At 58.8% G+C, this 1,176-nt stretch carries 1 protein-coding gene; it reads left to right on the top strand.

The features are described from left to right. Positions 1–1,176: elongation factor Tu (tuf, locus tag AC2FD9_RS23125; protein WP_108861257.1), on the top strand; the 1,176-nt coding region annotated here is incomplete at its 5' end.

The raw sequence follows: 1,176 nt of genomic DNA, 5'->3' as shown, positions 1-1,176 counted from the left end.
ATGGCAAAGGAAAAGTTTGAGCGTAATAAGCCGCACGTCAACATCGGCACGATTGGCCACGTTGACCACGGCAAGACCACGCTGACCGCAGCAATCACCAAGTATTTCGGTGACTTCAAAGCGTATGATCAGATTGACGGCGCGCCTGAAGAAAAAGCACGTGGCATCACCATCTCGACCGCCCACGTGGAATACGAGACCGACACGCGTCACTATGCGCACGTCGACTGCCCCGGCCACGCCGACTACGTCAAGAACATGATCACCGGTGCCGCACAGATGGACGGCGCGATCCTGGTTGTGAACGCTGCTGACGGCCCGATGCCGCAGACCCGCGAGCACATCCTGCTGGGCCGCCAGGTTGGCATCCCGACCATGGTCGTGTTCATGAACAAAGTGGATCAGGTTGACGACGAAGAACTGCTGGAACTGGTGGAAATGGAAATCCGCGAGCTGCTGTCTTCGTATGACTACCCCGGCGACGACATTCCTGTCATCGCAGGTTCGGCTCTGGCCGCGATGGAAGGCAACAAGCCGGAAATCGGCGAAGAATCGATCCGCAAGCTGATGGCTGCCGTGGACGAGTACATCCCGACACCTGAGCGCGCTGTTGACCAGCCGTTCCTGATGCCGGTCGAAGACGTGTTCTCGATCTCGGGTCGTGGTACCGTTGTGACCGGCCGTGTTGAGCGTGGCGTGATCAACGTTGGCGACGAGATCGAAATCGTCGGCATCCGTGACACTCAGAAAACCACCTGTACTGGTGTTGAAATGTTCCGCAAGCTGCTGGATCGCGGCGAAGCGGGCGACAACATCGGCGCCCTGCTGCGCGGTATCGACCGTGAAGGCGTTGAGCGTGGTCAGGTTCTGTGTAAGCCGGGTTCGGTTACACCGCACACCAAGTTCGAAGCCGAAGCCTATATCCTGACCAAGGAAGAAGGCGGTCGTCACACTCCGTTCTTCGCGAACTACCGTCCGCAGTTTTACTTCCGTACAACTGACGTGACCGGCACTGTGACCCTGGCAGCTGGCACCGAGATGGTTATGCCCGGCGACAACGTGTCGTTCGAGGTTGAACTGATCGCACCGATCGCGATGGAAAACGGCCTGCGTTTCGCCATCCGCGAAGGCGGCCGCACCGTCGGCGCCGGCGTCGTGTCGAAAATCGTCGAGTAA

The sequence above is a fragment of the Ruegeria sp. YTSC230 genome, from assembly GCF_059609665.1.
Note: the sequence above shows the minus strand (reverse complement) of the source record. Positions and strands in the feature narration are given on the sequence as shown.